General features: G+C 37.2%; 17 protein-coding genes. 1 reads left to right on the top strand and 16 read right to left on the bottom strand.

Going from position 1 to position 23,458, the window contains the following annotated elements; translation table 11 throughout:
- Nucleotides 1–44 precede the first annotated feature (44 nt).
- The 10 genes from CC92_RS0101240 to ftsH all read right to left on the bottom strand — a co-directional run bounded on the left by CC92_RS0101240 (nucleotide 45) and on the right by ftsH (nucleotide 14,850).
- Nucleotides 45–3,524 carry a DNA polymerase III subunit alpha gene (locus CC92_RS0101240; RefSeq protein WP_029502210.1) on the bottom strand — a complete coding sequence of 1,160 codons (3,480 nt, stop codon included), beginning with the start codon at nucleotides 3,522–3,524 and terminating at the stop codon, nucleotides 45–47.
- Between the two features lie 91 nt (nucleotides 3,525–3,615).
- Nucleotides 3,616–5,010 carry a hypothetical protein gene (locus tag CC92_RS0101235; protein ID WP_029502211.1) on the bottom strand — a complete coding sequence of 465 codons (1,395 nt, stop codon included), beginning with the start codon at nucleotides 5,008–5,010 and terminating at the stop codon, nucleotides 3,616–3,618.
- Between the two features lie 278 nt (nucleotides 5,011–5,288).
- Nucleotides 5,289–5,546, bottom strand: a complete 258-nt coding sequence (locus CC92_RS0101230; RefSeq protein WP_029502212.1) for an HPr family phosphocarrier protein — start codon at nucleotides 5,544–5,546, stop codon at nucleotides 5,289–5,291.
- Between the two features lie 16 nt (nucleotides 5,547–5,562).
- Nucleotides 5,563–6,504: a DNA-binding protein WhiA gene (whiA, locus tag CC92_RS0101225; protein ID WP_029502213.1), complete on the bottom strand. Its 942-nt coding sequence runs from the start codon at nucleotides 6,502–6,504 to the stop codon at nucleotides 5,563–5,565.
- 6 nt (nucleotides 6,505–6,510) lie between these two features.
- Nucleotides 6,511–7,368 (bottom strand): RNase adapter RapZ, encoded by an 858-nt coding sequence (rapZ, locus tag CC92_RS0101220; protein WP_029502214.1) that lies wholly within the window; start codon nucleotides 7,366–7,368, stop codon nucleotides 6,511–6,513.
- An 87-nt stretch (nucleotides 7,369–7,455) separates the two neighbouring features.
- The gene (gene murB, locus CC92_RS0101215) at nucleotides 7,456–8,391 is read right to left on the bottom strand and encodes a UDP-N-acetylmuramate dehydrogenase (RefSeq protein ID WP_029502215.1); all 936 of its coding nucleotides are present in this window, start codon (nucleotides 8,389–8,391) and stop codon (nucleotides 7,456–7,458) included.
- Between the two features lie 161 nt (nucleotides 8,392–8,552).
- Nucleotides 8,553–9,491, bottom strand: coding sequence for an ROK family glucokinase (locus CC92_RS0101210; RefSeq protein ID WP_029502216.1), 939 nt, complete (start codon nucleotides 9,489–9,491; stop codon nucleotides 8,553–8,555).
- 172 nt (nucleotides 9,492–9,663) lie between these two features.
- Complete coding sequence (hprK, locus tag CC92_RS0101205; RefSeq protein WP_029502217.1) at nucleotides 9,664–10,593, bottom strand: HPr(Ser) kinase/phosphatase; 930 nt, start codon at nucleotides 10,591–10,593, stop codon at nucleotides 9,664–9,666.
- A 187-nt stretch (nucleotides 10,594–10,780) separates the two neighbouring features.
- Nucleotides 10,781–12,667, bottom strand: coding sequence for an excinuclease ABC subunit UvrC (uvrC, locus tag CC92_RS0101200; RefSeq protein ID WP_029502218.1), 1,887 nt, complete (start codon nucleotides 12,665–12,667; stop codon nucleotides 10,781–10,783).
- A gap of 131 nt (nucleotides 12,668–12,798) precedes the next feature.
- On the bottom strand, nucleotides 12,799–14,850 hold the full coding sequence (gene ftsH / locus CC92_RS0101195) for an ATP-dependent zinc metalloprotease FtsH (RefSeq protein WP_029502219.1): 2,052 nt from the start codon (nucleotides 14,848–14,850) through the stop codon (nucleotides 12,799–12,801).
- Between the two features lie 518 nt (nucleotides 14,851–15,368).
- On the opposite strand from ftsH, the gene CC92_RS0101190 reads away from it, so the two are divergent.
- Entirely contained in the window at nucleotides 15,369–16,976 is a 1,608-nt protein-coding gene (locus tag CC92_RS0101190; RefSeq protein WP_029502220.1) for a CTP synthase, read from the top strand.
- A gap of 231 nt (nucleotides 16,977–17,207) precedes the next feature.
- Here CC92_RS0101190 and CC92_RS0101185 read toward each other — a convergent pair whose 3' ends face one another.
- From CC92_RS0101185 to CC92_RS0101160, 6 genes are all read right to left on the bottom strand, one after another.
- Nucleotides 17,208–17,657, bottom strand: coding sequence for a signal peptidase II (locus CC92_RS0101185; RefSeq protein WP_029502221.1), 450 nt, complete (start codon nucleotides 17,655–17,657; stop codon nucleotides 17,208–17,210).
- 444 nt (nucleotides 17,658–18,101) lie between these two features.
- On the bottom strand, nucleotides 18,102–19,127 hold the full coding sequence (locus tag CC92_RS0101180) for a glycosyltransferase family 2 protein (RefSeq protein ID WP_029502222.1): 1,026 nt from the start codon (nucleotides 19,125–19,127) through the stop codon (nucleotides 18,102–18,104).
- 100 nt (nucleotides 19,128–19,227) lie between these two features.
- Nucleotides 19,228–19,596: a DUF1667 domain-containing protein gene (locus tag CC92_RS0101175; RefSeq protein ID WP_029502223.1), complete on the bottom strand. Its 369-nt coding sequence runs from the start codon at nucleotides 19,594–19,596 to the stop codon at nucleotides 19,228–19,230.
- 161 nt (nucleotides 19,597–19,757) lie between these two features.
- Entirely contained in the window at nucleotides 19,758–21,017 is a 1,260-nt protein-coding gene (locus CC92_RS0101170) for an NAD(P)/FAD-dependent oxidoreductase (RefSeq protein WP_029502224.1), read from the bottom strand.
- 44 nt (nucleotides 21,018–21,061) lie between these two features.
- On the bottom strand, nucleotides 21,062–22,522 hold the full coding sequence (locus CC92_RS0101165) for an NAD(P)/FAD-dependent oxidoreductase (protein ID WP_029502225.1): 1,461 nt from the start codon (nucleotides 22,520–22,522) through the stop codon (nucleotides 21,062–21,064).
- 357 nt (nucleotides 22,523–22,879) lie between these two features.
- Nucleotides 22,880–23,446, bottom strand: coding sequence for a glycerol-3-phosphate responsive antiterminator (locus CC92_RS0101160; RefSeq protein ID WP_029502226.1), 567 nt, complete (start codon nucleotides 23,444–23,446; stop codon nucleotides 22,880–22,882).
- Between the last annotated feature and the right edge of the window lie 12 nt (nucleotides 23,447–23,458).

Genomic DNA, 23,458 nt, shown 5'->3' with positions numbered 1-23,458 from the left:
TTCAAAAGCTTTCATCCCATTAATTGGGTATTCTTTACAGAAAGTTATAATTTCTGAACGACCTTGATATTCTCCTCTGAAAACTCATTTCTTAGATTCTCAAGAAGTCCCTCTTCAATTATAACACTTTGGCTTTGAGGTAATTTTTTGATTGCTTTTTCCTTCTCACAGTATACTGTAATTCGATCATTCCCATCATAGTTTTTTATGAGTTCATACAAAATCTTTTCCTTGTTAAGAAACGTTTCTTTGTCTGGAAATTTAATCCATAGTTCTTTATTTATCTCCGAAAATGGAATAATCGATTGACAAATCAGTTTCGCAGGCTTATCTTCTTCTACTGCAGCTTTCCCTTTGATAAATACTCGATTGTCAATTTCCAAGGTATACTTATATTTCTCATAATCACGTGGAAAAATAATAACTTCCATCGTACCAAACATATCCTCTAAGGTAATAAACGCCATAACAGAATTTGTTCTGGTTGTCTTTAAGGTACGTGAAGTTATCATACCACCAACAGTTACCGTATTGCCGTCTACAACTTTTACTGTATTCGTCTCCTCATCAATGATAAAATCTGAAGTATTCGCAGTTGCATTTCTTTTTATAAGTTCTTCATATGCCTCTAATGGGTGACCGCTAACATAGATTCCTAGTACTTCTTTCTCAAACGCAAGTAACTCCTCTTTCGTATATTCTCCCACCTCTGGGAAAATAATCTCCTCATTTAAAACCTTAGCATCACCATCAAGATCAAACAAACTCATCTGGCCAGTCATTGCTCTCTTCTTTTCCTGGCTCACTCCATCAAGCACTTGGACATAAATATGCATTAATTGTTTTCTTGTTCCAGGCATGCTATCAAAGGCACCCGATTTGATGAAACTTTCAATGGTTCGTTTATTCACTTCTTTACCAGAAAGCCTTGATGCAAAATCCTTTAAATTAAGAAATGGTCCATTCTCTTCTCTTTCCTGTACCAATGCATCAATTACAGGTCTTCCAAGCCCTTTAATGGCTGATAGTCCGTATCGAATATTTTCACCACTTACTGTAAAGATGGCATATCCTTCATTAATATCTGGCGGTAGAAGTTTAATCCCCATTTGACGGCAAGTATAGATATACTCCGCTACCTTACTTGGATTATCAATCACGGAAGTCATCAGCGCTGCCATGAATTCTACCGGATAATAATATTTTAGATAAGCAGTCTGGTAAGATACAACCGCATATGCAGCCGCATGGGATTTGTTAAAGGCGTATTTTGCAAAGTCTGTCATCTCATCATAGATATGATTGGCAACTGCTTCCGGAATTCCTTTGGAAATACATCCTGGCACCCCTTCTTCTTCATTCCCATATACGAAACTCTGCCTCTCCTTCTCCATAACCGATGCTTTCTTTTTTGACATCGCACGGCGCACCAGGTCGCTTCGTCCAAAGCTATATCCAGCAAGTTCTCGAACAATTTGCATAACCTGTTCCTGATATACGATACAACCATAGGTTGGTGATAAGATTGGTTCTAATTCCTTACATTCATAAAGTATACTCCCTTGATTATTTTTTCCTTGAATATACTTCGGGATAAAGTCCATTGGTCCTGGACGGTATAGAGAAATACCCGCGATAATGTCTTCTAAATTCTGAGGCTTTAATTCCTTCATGAAACTTTTCATTCCAGCACTTTCTAGCTGAAAGATACCTTCTGTTTTTCCAGAAGAAATTAAGTCAAGTACTTTGGAATCATTATAATCTATTTCATCAATGTTAAGAAAATTCTCTTCTTTTTCTCCCATGTTAGCTTTTGCCTGATTTACAAGTAAAACTGCGTTCTGAATCACTGTTAAGGTACGAAGTCCTAAAAAGTCCATTTTCAGCAATCCAAGTTCCTCTAAGGTTGTCATCGTAAACTGAGTGGTAACAGAATCATCCGAAGACCTAGATAACGGAACATATTCATCTGCCGGAGCATTACTAATTACGACACCTGCTGCATGCATGGAAGTATGGCGTGGTAAACCTTCTAAACGCTTTGACATGTCTATTAAGTGTTTCACTTCTGGGTCGGATTCATAAAGCTTTCTTAAATCCGGATTCATAGTAAGTGCTTTTTCTATGGTAATTCCAAGTTCTGTTGGAATCATCTTTGCAACCACGTCGACCGCCGCATATGGCATGTCAAGCGCACGCCCCACGTCACGAATTACTGCTCTTGCCGCCATCGTTCCAAAGGTAACAATCTGAACCACACGATCTTTTCCATACTTAGATACAACGTAATCAATAACTTCCTGTCTGCGCTCAAAACAAAAATCGATATCAATATCCGGCATCGTAAGACGTTCTGGATTAAGAAATCGCTCAAATAATAAGCTATATTTAATGGGATCAATATTCGTAATCTCCAAGCAATAAGAAACAACACTACCAGCAGCACTACCACGTCCAGGCCCTACAATAATATTATTATCTTTTGCATATTTAATAAAATCCCAGACAATTAAGAAATAATCGACAAAACCCATATTCTCAATTGTTTCTAACTCATAGTTCAATCTCTCCCAGAGTTCTTCTTGAGGCTCTTTATATCGACGTACTAATCCATCTTCACATAGTTTTCTTAAATATTCCTTCGCCGTAAAGGTAACAGGGACATCATATTTAGGAAGTTTATAATGTCCAAACTCTATCGTTACATTGCAACGCTTCGCTATCTTTTCTGTGTTTTCCAATGCTTCCGGTGCATATGGGAACAATTCTCTCATCTCTTCTGGAGATTTCATGTAGAATTGTCCACCTTCATAACGCATACGATCTTCGTCTGCTACCTTCTTCTGCGTTTGAATACAAAGTAATATATCATGGGCTGTTTCATCGGTATCGTAAGTATAGTGAATATCATTGGTTGCTACCAACGGAATTCCGGTGTCTTCACTAATTCTTAGTAATCCTTGATTCACTGACTTTTGTTCTGGATAACCATGATCTTGTAATTCCAAAAAGAAATTATTAACACCAAAAATATCTTGCAATTTTAAGGCGGAAGCTTTTGCTTCCTCATAGAAATTTCTACGAAGCATCACCGCTACTTCTCCGGCAAGGCATGCCGACAGTGCTATGATACCTTCGCTATACTCCTTTAATAATTCATAATCTACTCTTGGTTTATAATAAAAACCTTCCGTGAAGCCCCTTGATACAATTTTTATTAGGTTGTGATATCCGATATCATTCTCTGCCAGTAACACCAGATGAAAATATCGTTCTTCACTCGCACTACCTTCTTTATCAAATCTGGAATTTGGTGCAACATATACTTCGCAACCGATAATTGGCTTTATTCCTTCTGCCAAACATGCACGATAAAAATCGATAGCTCCATACATAACTCCATGATCTGTAATTGCTAGTGCATCCATCCCAAGTTTTTTAGCCTGAGCAGCCATTTCCTTTATTTTACCAGAGCCATCCAAAAGACTGAACTCTGTATGCACATGCAAGTGTGTAAAACTCATACTTTCCTCATTTCTGCGCTGCATTATGTCTCCCAAGATTGTTGCAGCAGCGCAAACACAACCTTGCTAAGTGAATGTATTATCCTTTACTTTACTTTAAAGCTGGTCTTGTATCATCCAAAATTGTACTTAGATTAAATATATCTGTGAGTCGATCCGGATACTGAAGCATCGCTTGCCCATCAATAGCTCGACGGCTCATACGAACATAATTATCCTTCACCTGTATCCAAGGCTCCTTAAAGACACCGAAATAATAGTGAAAACCAACACTATCTAAATATTGAAACTTCGCATTTTTGTAAACCCCCGCCCCACTTTGAATATCAATACCATAAGGGAAGATATAAAGATCTGTTTCACCAACCAAGGAACCTACATATTTTAACCAATTATTCGTATCCTTTTTTAAAAACTCTTCCGTACAGGCAGCCATATCACGATGCCCATTACTATGGCAGGCAAATTCCCAGCCATACTGTTTCAAGACATTTGCTACCTGTTTTACTGTTTCTCTATCCTGATCATAGGTCTTAGAATCCTTCGATGCCGGATCCGTTCGATATCCTAATGCACCTTCATACCCAGTCAGTGCAATAACCCCCCTAGCACCACGATAGGAAAAATCAGGGTGCTCCTCAATAAACCGCTCAACAATAGGTACTATGTCATAATCCCCTATTGAAGTAGTTCCATCGTCATTTATCATCAAAGTGGATGGTTTCCCATTTTCATCAATCACCATACGGCTGGCAAATCCATCCCCCTCCATATAATCATAATAATTCACATCATCCTGTGATAACACAAACGGCTTTTTGTTTGGAGGTAATAAAACATCTCCATCTTGATATGCCGTTGTTCCATCTTCGTTTGTCACCTTCGTTACCAAATCATGAATACTGACTAAAACATAGTCATTTTCATATAACTGGTTTAGCATTTCCTTAAATTCTTTCACGGTAACCATATAATAGTTATAACCATTTGAGTCATATTCCCCATCAAATGCTTTGCTAGTATCATAGATTAAGGAATGAAAGAACAAATGACTTACCTCAGTTGACGATTTATATGCCCCAAAAGGAACACATGCCTTTTTATCCTCTTCAAAGGTAGTTATTGCATTCATAAAGGACTCAATATTCTCATAGCCTTCTTCTGATTTTAACAGATTGATTGCTTTATCATAATCATAACCAGCAGCTAGGAGTTTTGCTTCCTTTAATACTTCTTGTTGCTTTGCTTCTTGTTCTTTTTTTAACTCCAGTATTGGATCGGAGGTTGGAGAAATCGTGTTGTTCTTATTATCCCCTGTGTTAACTACTGGTTTTGTATGGTCTAGTGGATCCTCTTTATACTCTGATAGCCGCTTCATAGCTAAACTAATCAAGAGTACCGAAAGGATAAGTCCTTCAGCAATCAATATTTTTGTAATCTTATGAAGCGTAATCTTACCATCTTTTGATTTTTTCTGATTATCCATCCATCTCCTCCGTTCCTAACATATAACTTTACAGAAGATGAAAGCTACTGTAAAGGTGCTCCCAATTGTATCTCGAATTTAATTATAAGAACTTATTCTAGTTATTATAATCTAATACTATTATTATAACACTAGAACACCTGTTTTCTCAATGCTAATCTTAATTGAAGGAAATATGGTATGGTCAATCTATAATAAAACAAGAACTTTTCCTTGTCATGAATTAAGAAAGAGCTTTTGCTCCAGATATCTCTGTTTTGCAAAAGCTCTTGATTATTTTATTTATTTCCACAAAGATACTTTTCAATGTTTTCCATCGCAACTTCCTCATCAGAACCATCTACGATAACATTGACTTCCTCTCCGGCTGGAAGCCCGAGACTCATCATACCCATAATACTCTTCGCATTTACTTTTTTGTCTTCACATTCTACATAGACGTTGCTTTCATACTGGCTGGCTACCTGAACCAATAACGCTACCGGTCTAGCCTCTAATCCTGTTGGTATTTTGATAACAATTTTCTTAGAAATCATCGCTTGTTTCCTCCTTTTATTGCCTAAGACCATCTGCAATACAACACAGTTTTTTTAATCGGTGATTCACGCCTGATTTACCAATCGGCGGATTCAACATTGCCCCCAACTCCTTCAAAGAGCTTTCTGGATAAGATATTCTTAGTTCCGCAATCTCCTCTAACCCTTCGGTTAAGTTGTCAAATCCCATGGTGTCCCTTATAAATAGAATGTCATCAATTTGTTTTGCAGCTGCAGTAACTGTTTTGTTAATATTAGCAGCTTCACAGTTCACTTGTCGATTGATAGAATTCCTCATTTCCTTCAAGATTCGAACATTCTCAAAATCCATCAGACCAGTATGAGCTTCCATAATATTCAATAAATCAACTATTTGTGAGCCCTCCTTCACATAGACAACATAATATTTCTTTCGAAGTACTATCTTTGCCTCGATGAGAAAGGAATTGATAATCTCTTGTAATTGACTAGCACGCTCTAAATCAGGAAATACAATTTCAAAATGATAAGTTTTTTCCGGATCACTCATAGAGCCCGCAGCTAAAAATAAACCTCGTACAAAAGCACGTTTACAACATGTATTCTGTACCACTAATGAATCCATTACCAGAGCCTTATCTTCTAATCCATGATGTAAGGATAGTTTCGTTGCCTGATATAAAAGTGATACTTGCTTTGGTTGCTTAACAATGAGCAAGAAAAGCAAACTGTTTTTACCAACCTTATTTTTTCTAATTAAAATTTCAGTATTAATATTAAATGTTTTTCTCAATAATGTAAAGTATTTTCTTGCAACTATAATATTTTCCGTCTGCAAAACAATGCTTTTTATCTCCCCATTCTTTTGAATGACGTGGCCGCATGCACTAAGTAGCGCCGCAATTTCCGCAAGTCTACAGTGCCTCGCATTGCTGATATGCTTTGCAATTTCTTCCTTAACTTCTTTCGAAAATGACAAATTTCTCTACCCCTTCTCAACATCCCTGTGCTCTGCCTTAACTCCATATTCCGTAGCAGATAATCGTCTTGTAATTTCATTAGTCAATGCAACCGAACGATGTCTACCCCCGGTGCAACCAATGCCGATTACCAATTGATTCTTTCCTTCAGAAATATAATTTGGAATCAGGAACAATAGCATATCCATAAGTTTCGCTAAGAATTCCTCCGTTTGCTTTAACGAAAGTACAAAATCTCTAACTTCTGGTTCATTTCCTGTCTTTGACTTTAGTTTTGGAATATAATATGGATTCTCTAAGAATCGCACGTCAAAGACTAAATCTGCATCATTTGGCAATCCATATTTAAATCCAAAGGATAACACGGTGATAAAGAAATTTCGATAGGTGCCATCCTGTACAAATATATTATCTATCTCTGATTTTAATTCCCGTACAAGTAATCTGCTTGTATCAATAATATAATCTGCTCGTTCCTTTAAAAATTTTAGTTTTTTACGCTCTAATTCAATGCCTTTATCTACACGCCCAGTCCCTGATAATGGATGCATTCTGCGTGTTTCCTTATAGCGTTTCACTAAGATTTCTGTACTGGCCTCAAGAAATAAAATCTCATACTGATAACCTGCTGATCTCACATCCTCCAGTACTTTACCAAGTTCCTCTAATGCCTGGCCACTACGAATATCAATACCGAGTGCAACTTTCGTAATATTTGCACTTTCTTTCACAGCAAGCCTTGCAAATTTCATGATAAAAGGGATTGGTAAATTATCTACGCAAAAATATCCGCTATCTTCTAACATCTTCAATACTGAGCTTTTCCCCGCTCCTGACATGCCTGTGACAATTACAAATCTCATATGTTCATCCACATCCTCCGATATCCCCGGCACCCTAAGTATAAGAGTATCTCTCCTTATTCTTAAGGTTTACTTATTACCCCTAGATTAACTTTCCATAGCTTTCTCACCAATCAAGCGAACCTCAGGTTCCAAAGTTACGCCAAATTTCTCTTTTACAATGCGCCTGATATCATCTATTAGTTGTAATACATCTTTTGCTGTTGCATCCCCTGTATTTATAACAAATCCGCAATGTTTTTCTGACACCATAGCTCCGCCAACTCGGTATCCACGAAGCCCTGCATCCATGATTAGTTTTCCCGCAAAATACCCTTCTGGACGTTTAAATGTACTTCCAGCACTCGGATACTCTAACGGTTGCTTCTCTTTTCTTGCTCGGTTAAGTTCCTCAATCTTACTAAGGATTTCTTCTTTCTCACCCTTTTGAAATAAAAAGGTAGCATCAATAACATAGTACCCTTTTTTTTGTATCATACTGCTTCGGTAAGAAAGTTCCAACTCTTCCCTACTAAGATTTAGGATGTCACCTTCTTTCGATAAGACACGTGCACTACGAATACAATCTTTGATTTCTCCACCATAAGCTCCTGCATTCATATATACAGCTCCACCTAAACTACCTGGTATACCCGCTGCAAATTCAAATCCAGTCAAGCTTTCATTTGCAATCTTCATCGCAAATGCAGAAAGATTCATGCCAGCTCCACCAGTGACCAAATAACCTTCTTCACAAGTGGTTACGATAAATTCCTTTGTATTATCCTCTTGCTTCACTACAACACCGCGAAGCCCTGCATCGGAAATAAGAAGATTACTACCATTCCCAATCATAAGAATAGGTAAGTTACGCTGATTACAGTACTGAATAACAGCAGCAGTTTCCTCCACTTTTTTAGTTATTACGAAGTAATCTGCTGGACCACCAATTTTAAATGTCGTGTGTTTACTTAAAGGTTCTTTGTAAATCACTCTTTCTGGTGAAACTATATTTTTTAAATCTTGTAAAACTATTGTATCCACATAAATCCTCTTGGTTTGTTTGAAGATAGGACGAACAAACCTTACTTTCTAACTATTATTACTACATAATATGCCTAGTGATTTCTTTTATAATTCAATATTAATTAGAAAAACAAGGCTAATATCATTGATACCAAGAAAGAAATCGCATCTATTTGCTATTATTCCAACACTAATTTTGCACAACCAAAGATTCCTGCATCATTTCCTAGCTCTGCAAGACGAAATTCTTTATTTGATAGCGCAAATAAAATATTCTGATTATAATATTTTGAAATTACATCAAGTAGCATGGTACCAGCTCTTGATACACCGCCACCAATTACAAATACTTGCGGGTCAACTGTTGCAGCTACATGAGATAATGCTAATCCAAGATATCTTCCTAACTCTTCTGTGAGCTCCAGAGACACCTTATCTCCTTCTTTTGCATGGTCAAAAATATCTTTCGCGGTAATCGTAGTAAGCTCACGAAGTGAGGTAATAACACTCGTATCTAACAATCTTTTCTTTGCAAGGCGCACAATTCCAGTCGCGGATGCATATTGTTCTAAATGACCATGTCCACCGCATCCGCAGGTTTCAGTCTCCTGAAGATTCACTGTCATATGACCGATTTCACCGCCGCCGCCATTACTTCCTGCAACAATCTTACCATTCAAGATAACTCCACCACCTACACCAGTACCTAGAGTCACCATAACAACGTTTTTATATCCTTTACCACCGCCCATCCACATTTCTCCAAGGGCAGCGACATTTGCGTCATTTGCACTCGCTACTTTAAGACCAGTAAGTGCACTCATTTTTTCATTCACGTTAAAAATATCCCAGCCTAGATTGGCGCACTTTAAGACAGTCCCATCCTCTGTAATTGGACCAGGTACACCAATTCCGACTCCAATAACATCCTTCTTCTCAATGGTAAGTTCTTTCAATTTCACTTCTATTGTATCTGCTACATCTTGAGGAACCTGAATTCCGCCATTCTCTGTTCTGGAGGGAATCTCCCATTTTTCTTTTAACTCGCCATTCTCTGTAAATAAACCGCATTTGATTGTTGTGCCACCAATATCAATTCCAAAGCAAAACTTATCCATGTGACCAATCCCCCTGGTATTTTAATTATAATGAATGTTGTACTGCGCATTTATTCTAGTAGGTCAAAGCGGATATTCGCAATCCGCTTACGCTACTTGCTCATAACCTCATTATGTTTACCAATCAGCTTTCTGACCACCTACTTTAAACGCAGTTCACCCTATCTGTATCTTACTTGCTCTTCTTCATTAAATTGTTTGTAACACGATTATATAATTCCTGAGCTGCATTGTAACCCATCTTCTTTTGACGATAATTTACGGCAGCTGATTCACAAATAACAGCCAGATTACGTCCTGGACGAATTGGTATGTTATGACATACCACCCTGTTACCAAGGAATTCAATATATTGCTCTTCTAAGCCAAGACGATCATATTCTTTATCTCGATTCCATTCTTCTAACTTAATAACTAAATCAATGGATTGTGTATTCTTAACGCTCTCAACACCGAATAACGTCTTTACGTCAATAATACCAATACCGCGTAACTCTATAAAATGACGTGTAATATCTGGTGCAGTACCAATTAACGTATCATCACTAACTTTCTTAATCTCAACTAAGTCATCGGTAACAAGACGATGGCCACGTTTAATTAATTCAAGAGCAGCCTCACTTTTTCCAATCCCGCTCTCTCCCATAATCAAAATACCTTCACCATAGACATCAACCAATACTCCATGTATAGATATTCTTGGGGCTAACTCTACCTTTAGCCAACGAATTACTTCCGCCATAAAAGAGGAGGTTGTCTTCTCTGTACGAAAAATAGGCACTCCTTCTTCCACTGCAACTTCTTTAAAATCTTCTGAAACTTCAATACCACGACAGAAAACAATACACGGCATCTTAAAGCTCATTAGCTTTTTCATAATCCCAAGACCATGATCCTTCTCCATCTTTTGCATATATGCGTGTTCTACATTTCCTATAATCTGAACACGATCAGAATCAAAATAATCAAAAAAACCAGTCAGCTGTAACGCAGGACGATTCACATCAGGCTGTGTTATTTGAATGCTGCTGATATCAATTTCAGGAGTGCAGTTTTCCAGGTTCATCTTTTCCACTAATTTTCCCAATTCAACAGTATACATAACAATCTCCTTTGCGTATTCTATATCATATTATAATTCATAATTTTCTTCTAATGCTAAAGCTCATTCTTCCCACATTCTATCATATTCACCCTTTATTAGCAACCACTCCCAAATGAGTTTTCCATTCAATAACGGTATATTTTATAAACATGTTAAGTAACAAGTTGCCTTATTTCTCATAAAATTAGGTTGTTACATTAGCATTTTCAACAGAAGAATGAAAAAACTCATATACTTTTGTTGCAGAGAGCTTGTTCATGGATGGTACCTTCATTAATTCTTCGATACTTGCTTCTTTTATTGCCTCGATGGAAACAAAATGTTTCATAAGTGCTCTTCTTCTCGTCTGTCCTACCCCATCGATATCATCCAGAATCGAACGAACTTGTGCTTTAGAACGAAGAGAGCGATGATACTCTATTGCAAACCGGTGGGTTTCATCTTGTATTCTCGTGATTAACCGAAACGCTTCACTATGAGTATCGATAGGAATTTCAACATTATTGTAATATAACCCTCTTGTTCTATGATTATCGTCCTTCACCATGCCGCACACTGGAATAGCTAATTTTAGTTCTTCTAAGACCTCAAGGGCTATATTCACCTGTCCCCGACCACCATCCATCAAAATTAAATCCGGATACCTTGTAAAGCTTCCATGACTAATATCAATATTTTTCTTCGCAAGTTCTTCCGCTTCCCTCTTTCCATGGGAAAATCTTCTAGTTAGCACCTCACGCATCGATGCATAGTCGTCTGGGCCTTGTACTGATTTAATTTTAAATTTTCGATAATCATTTCGTTTTGGTTTCCCATTCTCATAAACAACCATAGAACCAACAGATTCAAACCCATTGGTGTTAGAGATATCGAAGGATTCCATACGATATATTCCTGGAAGAGAAAGCATATCTGCAATGTGCCTAACAGCACCAATGGTTTTTGCTTCTTCTCGTTGAATTTTTTCAGAATCTTGTTGTAATACCAGTGATGCATTTTTTTCAGCGAGTTCAACAAGGCGTTCCTTATCTCCCTTTTTCGGTACATGGATTCGAACCTTTTGCCCACGCTTCGTACTTAACCACTCACTGATAAGTTCCTCTTCCTCCAAAGGCTCGGACAGCAATAATTCTCTAGGAATATATGGTGTGCCCGCATAGAATTGCTTCACAAAGTTAGTCATAATACTTGACCTACTCTCATTGGCCACTCCAGTGATATGGTAATGTTCTCTACCAAGCATCTTACCATCCCGAATAAAAAACACCTGGGCAACTGCTTCATCACCAGTACTCGCAAATGCAATGATATCTCGATCGACACCATCTACATCCGATGCTTTTTGCTTCTGACTTAACTTTTCAACGCTTAGTAATAAATCGCGATATCCTGCTGCTTCTTCAAATTCTAAACTTTCAGAAGCCGCCTTCATCTTCGCTTGCAAATCTTTTGTGACTAGCGCATAGTTTCCATTCAGAAATTCAATCACTTCGTCAATCGACTTACGATATTCTTCTTCTGATATATACCCTTGGCATGGTGCCTTACATTGTTTGATATGATAGTATAGACAAGGGCGCTCCATACCGATATCCTTTGGTAAATTTCGATTACAAGTACGAATAAAATAGATGCGGCGCAGAAGGTCGAGTATATCTTTTACTGCACCTAAACTCGTATATGGTCCAAAATACTTTGCCTTATCTTTCTTCTGCTGTCTCGCAAATAATACTCGTGGATAAGCTTCATTTACGGTTACTTTAATATAAGGATAGCTTTTATCGTCCTTAAGCATCGTATTATATTTTGGACGATGTTCTTTAATCAAGTTACACTCAAGTACCAATGCCTCCATCTCAGAGTCCACGATAATATATTCAAAATGGTCGATATGACTCACCATCTGTTGTATCTTTGTTGAAAGATTCCTACTGCTCTGAAAATACTGTCTTACACGATTTTTTAAACTGATTGCCTTGCCTACATAGATAATTTCATCTAACTTATTATGCATTATGTAGACACCTGGTTTTGCTGGGAGTTTCTTCAGTTCTTCTTCTAAATCAAACATAGTTATCCTCATTTCTATTGTGCCCTTGCGGGGCTTGGAATTTGAGATTTTAATTTTGCTATAACTTTTTCTTATTCCAACCGGAAAGAGTTACTAGGGACATGCATCCGTAGTAACTCTTTTCCTTGTCACTATAATACGGTATTCTCTGAGTTACTATTCTTTTCTTCCTCAGTTTCCGTTTTTTCCTTCAGCTCTGCTGCTGTTACTAATGCAGAGTTATCCTCTTGATCTTCCTTGATTATTACAGGTGCTTCTTGAATTTTACCTGTTTCCTCAGATGAGATTAATTCTTTCTTTGTTTCTTCTTCTGGAATTCCCTTTACCTCACGGTAAATCTTCATGAATTCTTTTCCTGTAATCGTTTCTTTATTTACTAGGAAGTCTGCTATCTTATCTAATACATCACGGTTATCTGCCAATAACTCTTTCGCGCGATCATAACACTTCTTAAGAATTAACATTACTTCACTATCAATTTCCGCTGCAGTAGCATCTCCACAGTTAAGTACCGGTCTACCATCTAGATAACGATTTTCTACAGATTCTAATCCTATCAACCCAAATCGATCTGACATACCATACTGTGTTACCATAGCACGAGCAAGGGAGGTTGCTTTCTCAATATCATTGGATGCTCCCGTTGTAATTGATCCAAAGACTAATTCTTCTGCAGCACGTCCACCATATAGGGTAACAATTCGTGCAAGTAACTCATCCTTACTCATCAGATACTTTTCTTCCTCTGGTACTTGCATTACATAACCAAGAGATCCCATCGTACGAGGAACTATGGTAATCTTCTGCACGGGTTCTGCTTTTTTCTCAAGAGCAGTTACTAAGGCATGTCCAACTTCGTGATATGCAACTATCTTCTTTTCTTCTGGTCCAAGAATACGATCCTTTTTCTCTTTACCAGCAATAACAACCTCTACAGATTCAAACAAATCATTCTGAGTAACGACTGTACGCCCTTCCTTTACCGCTAAAATCGCAGCTTCATTAATCATATTGGCTAAATCAGAACCAACCGCACCACTGGTTGCAAGTCCAATCGCTTCTAAATCTACAGAATCATGCATTAATACATTCTTCGCATGAACTTTTAAAATGTCTATACGACCCTTTAGGTCCGGCTTATCTACGATAACTCTTCGATCGAAACGTCCTGGACGAAGAAGTGCCTTATCTAGTACTTCTGGTCGATTCGTAGCTGCTAAGATAACGATACCTTTGGATGTATCAAAACCATCCATCTCGGAGAGTAACTGATTAAGAGTTTGCTCTCGTTCATCATTGCCACCGCCATAATGAGAATCTCTGCTCTTACCTATGGCATCAATCTCATCTATAAATACAATACATGGTGCTTGACTTTGTGCCTGCTTAAACAAGTCACGTACACGGGATGCACCTACACCAACAAACATCTCGACAAAATCAGAACCTGACAGGGAGAAAAACGGAACCTTTGCTTCTCCTGCTACGGCTTTTGCTAATAAAGTTTTACCTGTACCCGGAGGACCCACAAGAAGGGCACCTTTTGGTAGTTTCGCACCAATTCTGGTATACTTTCCAGGATTATGAAGAAAATCCACCAATTCTGTCAAGGATTCCTTCGCCTCTTCCTGACCTGCAACATCCTTAAAGGTTACACCTGTTTCTTTTTCGACATATACCTTTGCATTGCTTTTCCCTACTCCCATCATTCCGCCGCTATTCTTTGAAACCATGCGGAATATGAAAAACATAACTCCATAGATTAAAACAAAAGGCAACACATAAGCTAGCAATATATCTATGATTGATGTTTCATTGATATTACGGCTCGGCTCAAAGGGAATATCTTTTTCTAATAATATTTCACTGATAGCATAGTCATGTGCAATACCAGTCACATAGATTTTCTCTCGTGGATTGGTTTTTAATTGTTCTGTATATACAATATACTGATTTTTGCTATAATCAAATTCCACTCGCTCAATCTTATTTTGGCTATTATTTTCAACCATCGATAGAAACTCATTAAATGTAATTTCTTCGATTCTGCTCTGTTCTAACTGTCTTGACATAAAAGAAAAGAGCATTACCATGATTAAGGCTGCAACAAGACTAAATATCCAACCGCGTTTTCCTGGTCCGGACTTTTTCTTGTCTCCTCCATTTTTATCTCTATTATCCATCGGATCCTCCTAACGAATTCGTTTTAATTTTTTCCATTAAAAACATAGTTTCATTATAATGATACTTAAAATATAAATCAAGTTTTAAGTTCTGAAATTTTTGTGTCCAAACTATGAAAGAAATGTTTAATTACCGCACAATTTGACTATCATTATAACAGATGTTATGCGTAAAACCTATACTAAATACAAGATTTTAATTATTTTAGTATCACTGGTTTGGTTTTGTGCCATAGAAATCTATATTTTTTATATATCTACCTGTTATTAAGTTTTTTCCTAATCAATAAAAAAATACTGGATTTTGTGTCATAATAGTATTATAATATAATTTGTTTTTTTAATACACTAGCGAAGGTGTTAGCGTTTAAAATCTTGATATGTCCGGACATCCGTGACCCTTTTTCTGCAAAAGGCCAAGATTTTGAATGCTTTTTTTGTTTTAACTAATTATCTTGTTTTCTGGGGAGCCGGTCACCCACCGGTGAACTCAGAGCATTTATAGGAGGGAGCTAACTATGGGCGTAAAATATGTTTTTGTAACCGGCGGTGTCGTATCTGGTCTTGGCAAGGGTATCACCGCCGCTTCTCTTGGTCGACTGTTGAAGGCTAGAGGATATCATGTAACAATGCAAAAATTTGATCCGTACATTAATATTGATCCAGGTACCATGAATCCAATCCAGCACGGTGAGGTCTTTGTAACGGATGATGGTGCTGAGACTGATCTTGATCTTGGTCATTATGAACGTTTTATCGACGAAAGTCTGACAAAACAATCTAACGTAACTACTGGTAAGATTTATTGGACCGTATTATCGAAAGAAAGACGAGGAGACTTTGGCGGAGGAACCGTTCAGGTTATCCCACACATCACAAACGAAATCAAGAGTCGCTTTTATCGTAACGATGGTTGTAGCGAAACACACATCGCTATTATCGAGGTCGGTGGAACCGTAGGCGATATTGAAAGCCAGCCTTTTTTAGAAGCAATACGACAATTTCAACATGATGTAGGAAGAGAAAATGCAATTCTCATTCATGTAACATTAATCCCTTACCTAAAAGCTTCAGGAGAAATGAAAACAAAGCCGACCCAAGCAAGTGTAAAGGACCTTCAAGGAATGGGAATTCAGCCAGATATTATAATGTGCCGTACAGAGCTTCCTCTTGAGCCAGGAATTCGTGAAAAAATCGCCCTCTTTTGTAATGTTCCTCGCACTCATGTCCTTCAGAATCTCGATGCGGATACCTTGTACGAAATTCCACTTATGATGGAAGAGGAGCACCTTGCTGATGTTGCCTGTGAATGTCTTCACCTAAACTGTCCGAAACCAGACCTAAAGGATTGGGAGGATATGGTCTATTCTTTAAAAAATCCTACCCGTGATGTTACGGTAGCCTTGGTAGGAAAATACACACAACTTCACGATGCTTACATTAGTGTAGTGGAATCTTTAAAACATGGAGCTGTTGCCCATAATGCTTCCATTCAAATTAAGTGGATTCCTTCGGAATCAGTAACAAAGGAAACAGTAGCAGAACTTTTACAAGAGGTTAGTGGTGTCCTTGTCCCAGGAGGATTCGGTGATCGCGGAATCGAAGGAAAGATTTTAGCGATTCAATATGCAAGGGAGCACAAACTTCCTTACCTTGGACTATGTCTTGGCATGCAGCTTGCAGTAGTAGAATTTTCCCGTCATGTTCTAGGTTTTTCAGACGCACATAGTGTAGAATTAAATCCTGAGACTACCCATCCAGTCATTCACCTTATGCCAGAACAAGATGGTATTGAAGATATTGGCGGAACATTAAGACTTGGCTCTTATCCTTGTATTCTTGATAAAACTAGCAAGGCGTATGAGCTTTATCAGTCCGCAACGATAACGGAACGTCATCGTCATCGCTATGAGGTGAATAACTATTATCGAGAAGAACTAATTCGTCATGGAGTAAAATTGTCTGGTCTTAGCCCGGATGGTAGAATCGTTGAAATGATCGAACTTTTAGATCATCCATGGTTTATCGCAACGCAAGCACATCCAGAATTTAAGTCACGTCCAAATCGCCCTCATCCACTTTTTAGGGGATTTGTAGGAGCTGCTTTAGACAATTCGAATCGATAACTCTAAGCGATTTTACAAAAAAACAATTTTGTGTGCACTAATTAGTTCAACTACCTTTCGAACAAAACTATTTTTCTATGGCTAATTCATTATGAATTTTTGTAAGTTACAAAGAAGTATAAAAGGAGCATAAGAAGTGGCGAATTTGCCATTTTCCTATGCTTCATTTTTTGTTTTGGATGCGCTTATCTCTCTTTTCTGCAAGCAAGCTCACTGTTATTGGTTTTATCTCTACTCTAATCCTTTAAATATAATGCGGACAGCTAAAATAATACTTCCAAGGAAAATAAAAAAGTCTGATATGTTAAATATTACTTTTTTATAAAATGAAAAACTAAAATAATCAACTACATATCCTCTTCTAAGCCTATCATATACATTACTGGCAGCACCACCGGCTAAAAATGCAATGCCTGTCTTAAGAAGTCTTTTTCCCTTTTGAGGAAATATGATTGCCATTAATATTGTAATACCACCAATCATGATACCTGATATCACCAAGAGAATATCTCTTCTCTTTTCCATGAAATTCAAAAAAGCTCCCTGGTTATGATATTTTGTAATAATGATACGATCTTTTAAAATCTTTTCACTTTTACCAATTGTTTTGTTTTTCTCAATATACTGCTTAATAAAAAAGTCTAATGCAAAAATTGCTACTGTAATCATTAAAAAAATCATATCATCACCTCTTATATCATTTTAAAAAGGCAGAAATCATATCAAATCGTACCTATTCTTTATTCTTAACATATCTCTCAGCTGCTTATCCTACCTCATATGCGCTGTTTTGCTAATTCTGCTTCTTAGGCATCCACATACCACTTCGTTGGTTACTATATTAATTTCTAGCTTTATAATAACTCTATCACAAGAAATTAGCAAGCATACATTCGCTCTTAACTCAATATTATTCCTTACTTATTTCTACTTATTTATTATTATTTTTATTACTTATTATTTTATATTTTTTCTAATTTGTTTTATATATTTACTATTTATTATCATTGTTTTGCTATCTGATGATTGCTATTGTTCGTTATCTTCCTTCTATGACTACTTATCGTTACATCTATCTACTTGTATTTTACTTTTTTGCCTCCCTTATCTATTTATAAATAGGATTTACCTCTTTTGCGCTTTCCATTCATCTCGCAACCTTTCATACTTTAATGCTTCTTCTTCATTTCCTAAGTTGTGATAACAAAGTGCGAGTTGGTTTAAAGGATAATCCCCTTGATAATGAAGATTTAATTCTGCTTCTGTTTCGAATGCAGCATTATAGTACCAAAGAACAGCTTCCACATTATCTCCACTTAGACGATAATGTTCCCCTAATTCATAGCATATTTCAGAGGAAGGCTCTCCACAAGCAACATTCTTTAAGCATACTTTAAAAAACTCATGGTCAATTTGTTGTAATCTAGCACCCCTTGCGATTACACACTGACATTGTTTTAATTCTGTTAATCCTAAGGTATTATGGAGTGCAACGTTACAAAAGTATTCAAACGCATCAATAAAATCACGATCCTTACCCGCAATAAATAACTCCCTAGCATACATAGAACGTAGTTTCTCAGAGAGTTTTTCCTCTCGTGCTATAATTTTTTGATAGGTAGCAAAGTCTCTAGGTGCATGATTGGATAGGGGTTTATGAATAATTTCTATTTCACTGTCATAGATCATAGGTTCTAAGCGTACTGCTTCATGTAACGGGTCATAAAAGCGAAACTCTCTTACTCTCTTATAAAGTTTTGGACGATACTCTTTATCATAATTATAGGTTGTATTAAATTCCAACTGATTGCAATAATACATTTGCACAATTTCAATTTCTGGTAATAATGTCTCTTTTAATCTAAGAAAATTATATATCTGTTCTTCTTCTATTATTTCATCTGCATCAGCGACATATAGATAATCCATAGATGCCTTTGAAAAGGAAAAGTTTCTTGCAGCAGAAAAATCATCCACCCATGTAAAGTCATAAATTAAATTCGTATATCGACTGGCAATCTCCTTTGTCCGATCTGTTGAGCCAGTATCCACAATCACGATCTCATCTGCTATCCTCTGTACACAATCTAAGCATCTTGCTAACACTTCTTCCTCATTTCTAGCAATAAGGCAAGCGGATACTGTTATCATAATTGATTCCTCCTATGTTACTTTCTTATGAATTGGTATGTTATCTTATATTCTACATACTTCGTCATTTTTTAGAAAATGCTTTAATAAATAATATTAATTATTCTCTTTTTCTTACAGTTTTTGTAGCAATTACCGCAACCCCTGAATCCACGAGATTTTCGACAACTACTTCACCTATTTGAATCGGTGCTTTTACTTGTATCTGCTTTAACTGTCTTATACCATCCATAATTTTCTCTTTTGGAATTTCCCCCCTTGTTCTCACAGGAACCAGTGCCTGAATTCCTCCGATTACCCGAACTGTAGTAGTCAAAACTCGTAATGGGTTTATCAGTTCCTTTTTTGCATACTGCTCCCCACGAATACAGGCATTTCCCTTTACTGTTATAACACCATGTTCACTTATGCTCGCAGTAAGTTCACAACCCATAGGACATCTGATACACGTAAATACTCTTGTTTCCATTCTACACCTCATTTCTACACATGTAATTAACGCACCTAATTTATCGTTTTATGACCAGTTGAAATATCATAGTCTTACTCCACTTCCATTTTTATTGAATCATAGCTATTATTTATTTTACTTATTTTCCATTGTTATCGTAATCTTAACTATTAACTATTTTACTTATCTTCCATTGTTATCGTAATCTGATTTATCTTTGGATATTTACTGATATCCTTTTTATTTATTATTATCTGCCCCATCTCACCTGGTGTTATATTTCTTTTACTCTTTCGATCCACCCGAATATCATTAAAGTAAATACAAAGATAAGCATTGGAACATGGTTTGTTCACGCGGAAACGGACAATCGTCTGCTCCTCTAATCTTGAGATACGCAATTGATTAGGAACTGTATAGCGGATTCCTTCTCCTGCATATAGAGGAATCACCGCAAGTTCTTCTTCCATTGTACGATTTAAATACTCTGCTGCATATTTCCCTGCAAATCTCGCTTCCGCTGACACATTATCAACTAAATCGTGTACATGTAGTACATTTCCGCAGGCAAATACCCCAGCAACACTTGTCTCAAGATTTTCATATACAATGGCTCCGCCGGTTGATGGATTAAAGGTGACGGAGAGCATTGCAGACAATTCATTTTCCGGTATCAAACCAACGGAAAGCAATAGAGTATCGCAGGAAATATATTCTTCTGTTCCTTTGATTGGTTGTAACCGCTCATCCACTTTCGCTATGGTAACCCCCTTCACCCTATCCTTCCCATCAATCGCTACTACTGTATGGCTTAACCTAAGTGGTATCTGATAATCATCCAGACATTGTACTATATTACGCTTTAACCCACTGGAGTAAGGCAGAATCTCTGCTACTAGCTTAACTTTTGCCCCCTCTAAGGTTAGTCTCCTTGCCATAATTAACCCGATATCACCTGAACCAAGAATTACTACTTCTTTCCCTGGCATTCTACCTTCTACATTCACATATTGCTGTGCGGTTCCAGCAGAATAAATACCGGCTGGCCGATATCCCGGAATATTTAAAGCTCCTCTTGGTCGTTCTCTACAGCCCATAGCAAGCACAATAGCTTTTGCTTCAATGAGAAAGCAGCCTCTCTCTATGTTCATTGCAGTGATCTGTTTCTCTTTTGTTATTTCAATTACCATTGTTTGAAGCATCACCGTAATATTTTTTCCTTCTACTTCTTCTATAAAACGCTGTGTATACTCTGGCCCTGTTAACTCTTCGTTAAATGTTGTCAGTCCAAAACCTGTATGAATACATTGATTTAAGATACCTCCAAGTTCCCTCTCTCGCTCGATAATTAAGATAGAAGCTTTCCCTGATTCTCTTGCTCCAAGAGCTGCTGCTAACCCCGCAGGTCCACCACCGATAATTACAATATCATAGTTCATATCATATCCTCCATTCTATCGCAATGTGTGAAAAGCTTGATCTTTCATACGACATCATCCTTATTAAATCCAGTGATTAGATAGGCTCCTTCTCCTGATTTTGTTATAGCAGAAGGGTCTACCTTTAATTCCCTCGCTAAAATTCCCATAACCTTTGGAGAACAAAAGCCTGATTGACAACGCCCCATCCCTGCTCTAGTTCTACGCTTAATTCCATCCAGTGTTGTCGCTCCAAGTGGTCTATGAATAGCATCCATGATTTCACCTTCCGTAACCATTTCACAACGGCATATCACATTCGCATAAGCTGGATTTTCACTAATGTATTGCTTCCGTTCTTCAAAACTGGCATGAGCAATCGAAATAAACCCTTTCCTGGACGCTTGAAAAGATGATTTTAAGTTGGCCGGCAAATACTGTGACATTATATTAGAGATATATTCCCCTATCGCAGGAGCGCAAGTAAGTCCCGGAGATTCTATTCCTGCGACATCAAAAAAGCCTTTTGCATCCTCACATTCTCCTATGATAAAATCGCCTGATTCTTCATGCGCGCGAAGTCCAGCGAAGGAAGTAATCGCTTGTTTTATAGGGAGATCTGTTACACTCCTCGAGGCTTTTTTAAGAACCTCTTTTAACCCGTCCTCCGATGTACTGATATCTTCTTTATCTAATACATCCTCTGCGGTTGGCCCTACTAAAAGATTACCGTGTACAGTTGGGGTAACCAGTACACCTTTTCCCATCTTAGACGGCAGCTGAAAAACTGTCTTATGAACATAATTTCCGACACATTTATCAAAGAGGCAGTACTCACCTTTTCTTGGTACAATTTTTATCTTATGTTCACTCACCATATTATGAAATAGATCTGCATATACTCCAGCTGCATTTACAACTGTCCTACTTCTTAATATTCCCTGATTGGTTTCTATATGATAAAAATCAAATGGAATCTCCTCCGTGGCTGACACTCTACTGATCTGTAATACCTCTGTATTTAGCATAAATTCAGCCCCATTGAGAAACGCATTCTCAGCCAATGCTATCGTGAAATGAAAAGGACATACAATGCCACCCTGTTTTGCATACAAAGCTCCTATTACTTCTTTTGAAAGATTAGGCTCTAATTCTCTTACGTTCTCACCGGTTATTATCTCTAACTCCCTTACTCCATTTATCTCACCCTGCGATTTTAACTTTTCAAGTTCTATTAAATCCTCTTTCGTAAATCCCAGTACCAATGAGCCATTTCGTTGAAAGGGGAAATCCAACTGTTTTGAGAGTTCCTCCATCATTTGATTTCCAATAATATTGAATTTTGCCTTTAGACTCCCTGGTTTTGCATCAAATCCAGCATGAATAATTCCACTATTCGCTTTCGATGTTCCTTCACAGATATCGCTTGCTTTATCCACAACAAGAATTTTTCTCTCATACTTTGATAACTCTCTTGCTACAGAACACCCTATAACACCCGCTCCAATAATTATGACATCATACATAAAAACACCTTCCTTTCCTTCTTAAACCATGCTTATCGATATACTTATCACTTGCATTGCTTTATAACTTACCATGTATTAATAAAAATATGAAAAGATGCTAATCCTAGAATGATATGAAATCATTTGATTCTAAGGAATAAAAAAAGCCAAGCAAAATGCACTGCCTAGGCAGTATACATTTGCTTGACTCCAATTCTCACGCAATACTATTTAATTGTCTTCGAGTATCTGTTAGTTATTATCAATCATACAGATTCTCAAGATTATCTAACAACATTCGTAAACCTCTTTTATTATATTCATTCTAACACAAAAGGGTTCTATTTGCAAACCAGTCGTAGTGACGAATCATAATCACATAAACCATACCTTCGGGTTGGTCGTTGAAATAGAGACTGCTCCAGCGTCCAAGGCTTGCATAATATCCTCTTTGTCTGATATTAAGCCACCTGCTATTACAGGTATCTCTTGTGTATTACATATTTTTTTAATTACCTTTGGCATAACACCGGGTAGAATCTCTATACAATCTGGTTTTACATTCGCGCATTGTTTTTTAATGTTTTCGTAAGCCATGGAATCAATCACAAAAAGGCGTAAAATTGTGTATAGTGATAATTCTTTTGCCCTCTTGATTAACAGTGGCTTTGTCGATATAACGCCGTCTGCTCTTGTATGTTCTTTAATAAAATCAACACTAACTTCTTTGGAACTTAGCCCTGATATCAAATCAACATGAACCATAGCGAGTTTCCCATGTTCCTTCAAACGACTTACAATATCTGAAATCGTAAGAATATCCCCAAACAGGATAAAAACAATACTGCTATCAGACGAAAGGCAGCTTTCTAACCCTTCAGAATCTTTTATGGCTGCAATAACTGGACAATCTTCTAGATTTTTTGTAAATGTATGCTTCATACTAATACCCGT

Source organism: Lachnoclostridium phytofermentans (assembly GCF_000733755.1).
Classification (GTDB): Bacteria; Bacillota; Clostridia; order Lachnospirales; family Lachnospiraceae; genus Lachnoclostridium; species Lachnoclostridium phytofermentans_A.
The sequence above is the reverse complement of the archived record's forward strand: the minus strand, read 5'-3'. Positions and strand labels throughout refer to the sequence as shown.

Coding starts and splice junctions, on each gene's coding strand:
- CC92_RS0101240 (WP_029502210.1), bottom strand. CDS start 3,524: ATGAGTTTTACACACTTGCATGTGCATACAGAGTTCAGTCTTTTGGAT.
- CC92_RS0101235 (WP_029502211.1), bottom strand. CDS start 5,010: ATGGATAATCAGAAAAAATCAAAAGATGGTAAGATTACGCTTCATAAG.
- CC92_RS0101230 (WP_029502212.1), bottom strand. CDS start 5,546: ATGATTTCTAAGAAAATTGTTATCAAAATACCAACAGGATTAGAGGCT.
- rapZ (WP_029502214.1), bottom strand. CDS start 7,368: ATGAGATTTGTAATTGTCACAGGCATGTCAGGAGCGGGGAAAAGCTCA.
- CC92_RS0101210 (WP_029502216.1), bottom strand. CDS start 9,491: ATGGATAAGTTTTGCTTTGGAATTGATATTGGTGGCACAACAATCAAA.
- hprK (WP_029502217.1), bottom strand. CDS start 10,593: ATGTATACTGTTGAATTGGGAAAATTAGTGGAAAAGATGAACCTGGAA.
- uvrC (WP_029502218.1), bottom strand. CDS start 12,667: ATGTTTGATTTAGAAGAAGAACTGAAGAAACTCCCAGCAAAACCAGGT.
- ftsH (WP_029502219.1), bottom strand. CDS start 14,850: ATGGATAATAGAGATAAAAATGGAGGAGACAAGAAAAAGTCCGGACCA.
- CC92_RS0101190 (WP_029502220.1), top strand. CDS start 15,369: ATGGGCGTAAAATATGTTTTTGTAACCGGCGGTGTCGTATCTGGTCTT.
- CC92_RS0101185 (WP_029502221.1), bottom strand. CDS start 17,657: ATGATTTTTTTAATGATTACAGTAGCAATTTTTGCATTAGACTTTTTT.
- CC92_RS0101180 (WP_029502222.1), bottom strand. CDS start 19,127: ATGATAACAGTATCCGCTTGCCTTATTGCTAGAAATGAGGAAGAAGTG.
- CC92_RS0101175 (WP_029502223.1), bottom strand. CDS start 19,596: ATGGAAACAAGAGTATTTACGTGTATCAGATGTCCTATGGGTTGTGAA.
- CC92_RS0101170 (WP_029502224.1), bottom strand. CDS start 21,017: ATGAACTATGATATTGTAATTATCGGTGGTGGACCTGCGGGGTTAGCA.
- CC92_RS0101165 (WP_029502225.1), bottom strand. CDS start 22,522: ATGTATGATGTCATAATTATTGGAGCGGGTGTTATAGGGTGTTCTGTA.
- CC92_RS0101160 (WP_029502226.1), bottom strand. CDS start 23,446: ATGAAGCATACATTTACAAAAAATCTAGAAGATTGTCCAGTTATTGCA.